We start from the raw sequence: 6,404 nt of genomic DNA, 5'->3' as shown, positions 1-6,404 counted from the left end.
GCGTATGCGACGGTACCGCGCCACGGCCCAGCCGTTCCTCGGGAACGAAGGCGAGACCGAGCTTGCGGCGCTCGTCGGCACGAAGGCGAGCGGCAGCGGTACCGTAAATCCTGATCGCGTCGTTGTTGTGATGCGTGCGTTCGCCGCTGAGCAAGGCGATAAGCTCCGCCTGGCCGTTTCCGGACACTCCCGCCAGGCCGACGATTTCCCCGCCATGAACGTTGAAGGAGACGTCCTTCAGATCCACGCCGAAATGGTCTCTTGCCTTGACCGAAAGGTTGTTGACCTCGAGCACTGGCTTCTCGCTCGGGGTCGGCGGGCTGACATGCATTTCCGGCAGCTTCGAGCCGACCATCATGCGGGCGAGCTCGAGCGAGGTCGTCTCTTTCGGCCGAGCGGTGCCGGTGACCTTGCCGTTGCGCAGCACGGTTGCGGTGTCACAGAGCTCCTGCACCTCGTCGAGCTTGTGGCTGATGTAGACGATGCTGCAGCCTTCAGCGGCGAGTTGTCGAAGCGTCTCGAACAGCTTGACCACCGCCTGTGGCGTCAGCACGGAAGTCGGCTCGTCGAGGATCAGAAGCTTGGGCGCCTGCAGCAGGCAGCGCACGATCTCGACGCGCTGCCGCTCGCCGACAGAGAGGTCATGCACCTGGCGATGCGGATCGATCGGCATACCGTAGCGAAGCGAAAGCTCGCGGATCTTGGCGGCAAGCGAGGGCAGATCGAAGGCGCTGCTTGCCGAGAGCGCAATGTTCTCGACCACTGAAACGGATTCGAACAGCGCGAAGTGCTGGTAGACCATCTCGATGCCGAGCGCGCGCGACGTCGCCGGGTTGTGCGCCGCGATCGGATTGCCGTCGCAGAAGATCTCGCCGGAATCGGCCTGTGCCGCGCCATAGATGATCTTCATCAGGGTCGATTTGCCGGCGCCGTTTTCGCCCAGCACGGCGTGGATTTCGCCGGGCTGGATAGACAGCGAGACGTCGTCATTGGCGACGACGCCGGGATAGCGCTTGCAGATGTTGCGCAGTTCTAGACGCGGATGCATGGCGGGTCCTGCCGTGGCGTGAAGCGAGGTTGGACGGGAACCAGGCAGGGAGACGCCGAAGGTCGGTCTCGGCGCCTCCCTGGTTCTTTGATGGCGTTCAGCTCAGCTTGCCGATCATGCCTTTGACGAACCAGTTCATGCCGCGAACATCGTCATCGGCCAGGACGGAGCCTGCAGCGACCTTGAGGTTGCCGGCCTGGTCCTTCAACTCGCCGCCATAGGGGTGCACCTTGCCGCTGCCGATGTCGGCCTCGAGCTGCTTCAGCTTGGCCTTGGTGTCGGCCGGTATGCCGTCATTGTAGGGCGCCATCTTCACGACGCCCGCTGCCAGTCCATCCCAGCGCACTTCCGGCTTCCAGGTGCCGGCGGCGACGGCCTTGGCGGCGCCGACATAGTCGCTGGTCCAGTCGAGGACAAAGGACGTCAGCTGTTTGCCCGAAGCGAACTTGGCCATGTCGCTGGCGTAGCCGATCGACCAGGCGCCGCCTTCACCCGCGACCTGGACGCCCGTCGCCGTGTCGGTCATCGAGCAGATGACATCGCAGCCTTGCGAAAGCAGCGTCTTGGCGGCCTCCTTCTCCTTGCCCGGATCGAACCAGGAATTGAGGAAGATGGCGTTGCAGGTGGCGTTCGGATTGACGCTTTGCGCACCGAGCAGCAGCGCGTTGGCCGGGCCGACGATATCCGGAATCGGAAAGCCGCCGATGAAACCAATCTTGCCCGATTTCGACATGTAGCCGCCGGCCGCGCCGGCGACGAAAGTGCCCTCGTAATATTTGGCTTCAAAGGTACCCAGATTGGCAAGGTGGACGATGCCGGAGCAATGTTCGAAAGCCACCTTGGGGAACCGCGGCGCCACTTTCTGCATGGGCGTTCCGTGCGAAAAGCTGGTGCCGAAGATCAGTTTGTTGCCGGCGCTGGCCAGCTCGCGGAAAATGCGCTCCGCATCCTGCGGCATGAAGATGTTGTCGATGACGGTGAGTTCGGCCTTGTCGCCGAACGCGGCTTTGATCGCCTCGACGCCAAGGCTGTGCTGCTTGGTCCAGCCGATTTCGGCGATCGGCGAGACGTAGACGACGCCGATCTTGAGCACCTCTTGAGCCTTGGCGACCGTGCTCAGCCCTCCGGCACCGAGCGCAGCACCCAGCGCACCGCTGTATTTCAGGAATCCGCGTCTTGTCAGGTCGTTCATGTCGGTAACCCTCTGTTGGTTTTTTTGGTTGATGCCCGGCTTGTCGATGCCCGGTCTTTGTTAGGGAGATGGACGTGCGCGTGCGCCGCGCCGTCGCCATTCCCGGATGGTTTTGCCTGCCTCAATCCAGCCGATATCGTCGCTCCGTCGGCCTTGCCGTCGAGATAGGGTGCGAGCGCTTCGGCAGGCGTCATCTCCGGAAACACCTCGCGATCCATGATGTAGCCGCGCACCACGGTGCGGTGATGCGTGTCGATCAGGTCCATGGCCTGTTTCAGGCGGCCCTTTTCCAGAAGGTCGACGACCCTCGAATGATCGTCGAGCAGATTGCAATAGTCGAAATCGGCTGAAATGAGCGAGCGCAGCAACGTCGTGCGGCGCACCAGCTGGGCATGGATTTCCTGCATCACCTTGTTGCGGCTAAGGCGCACGAACACCGTGTGGAATTCCTGGCCGAGCACGTCGGCCAGCGCATCGTTGCCGGCGGCGACTGCCTGGCGCTGGCGTTCGACATGCTGGCGCAGCTCGGCCCATCCGGCGGGGCCAAGGCGATCGCTGAGCTGGGCCGCCACCCCCTGTTCGACAAGGGTCAGCGCGTCGTAAATCTCCATTGCCTCCTGCATGCTTGGCCTGGCGACGAAGGCGCCGCGGTTGCGCTCGATCTGCGCCAGCCCGTCATCGGCGAGCCGTATCAGGGCCTGACGCACCACGATGCGGCTGACATCGAATATCTCGGCAAGCTCGCGCTCGCCGAGCTTGCAGCCGGGCACCAGCCGATGGTCGATGATGGCGCGGGTCAGCGTGTCCGCGATCGTCTGGGAGCGGCTGCTCAAGGCACGGTTCTCCGCCTTTGCGACGACATGATCAGCAGGCTTTCCATGATGAAGACATGACGCTTCGGGATGTGCCATATCCCAGGTTCAGGTTTTCCATATCGGAATTCAATCATCATAGTCTGTCAACACAAAAAATGATTTTGGCTGACAAAAAATCATTGATTGGTATCCAATCTTGTGATTTCGTCATTGCGAAACGTCAGGCTAGGTTCGTGGTGAAGGGCTAGCCGAGTTGGGAGGGATGCCGATGGCAACCCGTTGCGTCGACCGCGAGCTTCTGAACGACTGGCATATCGTCGCTGACCAGGAATCGCTCAGCCAGGATGTGCCCTTTTCGACCCGTCTGCTTGGGGTCGATCTCGTCGTTCGCAAACATTCAGACAAGATCGAAGTCGTTCGCAACGATACCGGCGACGTGTTGAAGAGCGCCGAGCGCTATGGCTTCGTCTGGACCTGTCTGGACAAACCCTGGCGCGACATCATCTACATCCCCGAGGCCAACGAGGCGGATCGACATCTGGTCAGCGGCGGCTCGATCGCGGTCAAGGTGTCGGGCCTTCGCGCCGTCGAGAATTTTCTCGACATGGGGCATTTCCCCTTCATCCACACCGGCTGGCTCGGCGAGGAGCCGCATACCGAGGTCGTGCCTTACAAGGTGGAAATCACGCCCCAGGACGAGGTGCTGGCGACCGAATGCAAATTCTACCAGCCCATCGCGTCGCCGACCGCGAAGGAAGGGTTCGTCGTCGAGTACATCTACAAGGTGATCCGGCCCTATACGGTGGCGCTCTACAAGAGCAATCCGATCCAGAAGGGGAGGCTGGATGTCATCACGCTGTTCGTGCAGCCGGTCGACGAGGAGAACTGCGTCGCGCATCCTTATCTCTGCTACCTCAAGGAGGGCATGGACGCGGCGACGGTGCGCAGTTTCATGCAATTGATCTTCGCGCAGGACAAGCCGATCCTGGAAAACCAGGTCCCCAAGCGCCTGCCGCTCGATCCGCGCGCCGAGACCCCGATCCGCGCCGATGCCGTCTCGGTTTCCTATCGGCGCTGGCTGCGTGACAGGGCGGTCACCTATGGTGCGATACCGGCACAGATCTGATGACGTCCGAGGGTATTTGAAGGGATAACATGATGACGAAATGCGCTGATCCCGTGATCCTCAATCTCTGGCATCCCGTGGGCGCCATCGCGGAAGCTGCTCCCGGCGCCGTCCAGGAGACCGTTCTGCTCGAGGAGCGCCTCAGCTTTGCGGTGGACGCGGATGGCGAGCCCGTCGTCTGGCGCTCGCGTCCCGATGTGCAAAGGGCTGACCATATTCCACCCGCCGACAGGCTGCCTGCAATAAGCGCCTATGGCTATGTCTGGACTTCGCTCGGGTCGCCGCCGGCCGAGCTGTTCCCGATCCCCGAATATCAAGAGCCGGACCGCCGTAAGCTCAATGCGGCAACGTTCGGCGTCAACGTCTCGGCGCCGCGCGCCATCGAGAACTTTCTCGACATGGGCCACTTCCCCTATGTGCATACCGACATACTCGGCGTCGAGCCGCATACCGAAGTCAAGGAATACGACGTCGAGATCTCCGTCGATCGTGACGAGATCCTGGCCACGCGCTGCCGCTTCTTCCAGCCGATGGCGTCGACGGCGTCCGATGGCGGCGCCGACGTCGACTACGTCTATCGCGTGCCGCATCCCTATTGCTCGGTGCTCTATAAATCGAGCCCGGTCGACGAGACCCGGCGCGATGTCATCGCCGTCTTCCTGCAGCCGGTCGACCAGGAGCATGTGCGCGCCCACATGCTGCTTTGCGTGCTCGACGAAGACAATGAAGACAAGGTGATCAAGCGTTTCCAGCAGACGATCTTCGGCCAGGACAAGCCGATCCTGGAAAACCAGGTGCCGAAGCGCCTGCCGCTCGATCCGCGCGCCGAGACGCCGATCCGCGCTGACAAGTCGGCCATCGCCTACCGGCGCTGGCTCAGCCAGAAGGGCGTGACCTACGGGGTCATCCCGGCTGCAGCCTGACAGACATTTTGGAGACGATTGATGTTGGAAGAAGCCAGAAGCCGGTGGCATCCGATCGCCGCTGCCCATGATTTGCCGTTTCGCCACGTTTTCCACGGCCAGTTGCTCGGCCGGGAATTCGCCGTGTGGCGGGCCGATGACGGTTACGTCAACATCTGGGAGAACCGCTGCCTGCATCGCGGCGTCAGGCTGTCGATCGGCATCAATGACGGGCGCGAACTGAAATGCCAGTATCACGGCTGGCGTTATTCGAACCGCACCGCTGGCTGCACCTATATCCCGGCTCATCCGGCCGATGCACCCGCCCGCACCATCACCAACCGCACTTTTCCGGCGGTCGAACGTTATGGCTTGGTCTGGTCCTCGGAAGAGCCGCGCGGGGAGGTGCCTGAGATTGCCGGCCTCGCCGAAGGCAAGCTCCTCGCCTTGCGCGGCATCGCGGTCAACGCGCCGGCCGACAAAGTCGTCGAGAGGCTGAGAGCCTATCGCTTTCAACCCAACGGAGCGATCGATGGCGAGGGCGCCGACATTCTCGTCGAAGCCGCCCAGGATTTCGCTGTGGCGCTTCGCTCGCGAGCCAGCAGCGCCGAGACGCAGGGCGTTTTCTTCGTGCAGCCGGTCGATTCCAACCGTTCGGTGATCCGCGGCGTGCTCGATCAGGAGGCCGAGGGCGCCGCGCGCATTGCCATTCTGCGTCACCACAATGAGCGGCTTTCCAAGCTGCGCGACGAGGTCGAGCGCGACGTGGCGAACGCGCCGGCGCCGGCGCCGCTCGAGCCGGTCTACGAACGGGTCTCGGCCGAACTCGCCGAAATGCCTGAGGTGACCACGCATGGCCGCAAGGCTGCGCTGCGTGTCAGCGTGGCCAGAAAATGGCAGACCGCCGACGGGATCGCAGGCTTCGAGCTTCGTCCGATCAAGGGCATCCTGCCGACGTTCCAGCCTGGAGCCCATATCGACGTCCACATGCCCAATGGCGAGATCAGGCAGTATTCGATCACCAACGGTCCCGGTGAAACCGACAGCTTCACCATCGGCGTCAAGCTGGAACGGGACTCCAAGGGTGGCTCGAAATGCATGCATGAGACGGTGCGAGAGGGCGACGTGCTGGCGATTTCCGAGCCACGCAACAACTTCCCGCTGCGCCGCGATGCGATCAAGACGCTGTTCGTCGCCGGCGGCATCGGCATCACGCCGCTGCTCGCCATGGCGCAGGCGCTGAAGAACCAGGAGCTTGCGCACGAGCTGCATTATTTCGCGCAAGGCGAGGAACACCTCGCCTTTGCCGATCGGCTGAAGC

Annotated in this window: 6 protein-coding genes; 3 read left to right on the top strand and 3 right to left on the bottom strand. The window is 62.5% G+C overall.

Annotated elements, in window-relative coordinates:
* The 3 genes from EN932_RS25825 to EN932_RS25815 form a co-directional block, all read right to left on the bottom strand.
* Positions 1-1,048 (bottom strand): ATP-binding cassette domain-containing protein (locus tag EN932_RS25825; protein ID WP_128369158.1); only part of this gene is annotated, 1,048 nt, incomplete at its 3' end.
* Between the two features lie 97 nt (positions 1,049-1,145).
* Positions 1,146-2,240, bottom strand: a complete 1,095-nt coding sequence (locus tag EN932_RS25820) for a BMP family ABC transporter substrate-binding protein (RefSeq protein WP_013529894.1) — start codon at positions 2,238-2,240, stop codon at positions 1,146-1,148.
* The gene (locus tag EN932_RS25815; protein ID WP_063173785.1) at positions 2,237-3,073 is read right to left on the bottom strand and encodes a GntR family transcriptional regulator; all 837 of its coding nucleotides are present in this window, start codon (positions 3,071-3,073) and stop codon (positions 2,237-2,239) included. Before EN932_RS25815 ends, EN932_RS25820 begins: the two co-directional genes overlap by 4 nt.
* 250 nt (positions 3,074-3,323) lie before the next feature.
* Between EN932_RS25815 and EN932_RS25810 the strand changes: the two genes are divergently transcribed.
* From EN932_RS25810 to EN932_RS25800, 3 genes are all read left to right on the top strand, one after another.
* Positions 3,324-4,181, top strand: a complete 858-nt coding sequence (locus tag EN932_RS25810; protein ID WP_127369653.1) for an aromatic ring-hydroxylating dioxygenase subunit alpha — start codon at positions 3,324-3,326, stop codon at positions 4,179-4,181.
* Positions 4,182-4,210: 29 nt separating this feature from the next.
* Positions 4,211-5,104, top strand: coding sequence for an aromatic ring-hydroxylating dioxygenase subunit alpha (locus EN932_RS25805; protein ID WP_013529897.1), 894 nt, complete (start codon positions 4,211-4,213; stop codon positions 5,102-5,104).
* A 21-nt stretch (positions 5,105-5,125) separates the two neighbouring features.
* On the top strand, positions 5,126-6,404 hold a 1,279-nt coding region (locus EN932_RS25800), incomplete at its 3' end, for a Rieske 2Fe-2S domain-containing protein (protein ID WP_128369157.1).

Source organism: Mesorhizobium sp. M7A.F.Ca.US.002.01.1.1, assembly GCF_004022955.1.
In the GTDB taxonomy this organism is placed as follows: domain Bacteria; phylum Pseudomonadota; class Alphaproteobacteria; order Rhizobiales; family Rhizobiaceae; genus Mesorhizobium; species Mesorhizobium ciceri.
This window is presented reverse-complemented; position numbering and strand designations above follow the sequence as displayed.

Coding starts and splice junctions, on each gene's coding strand:
- EN932_RS25820 (WP_013529894.1), bottom strand. CDS start 2,240: ATGAACGACCTGACAAGACGCGGATTCCTGAAATACAGCGGTGCGCTG.
- EN932_RS25810 (WP_127369653.1), top strand. CDS start 3,324: ATGGCAACCCGTTGCGTCGACCGCGAGCTTCTGAACGACTGGCATATC.
- EN932_RS25805 (WP_013529897.1), top strand. CDS start 4,211: ATGATGACGAAATGCGCTGATCCCGTGATCCTCAATCTCTGGCATCCC.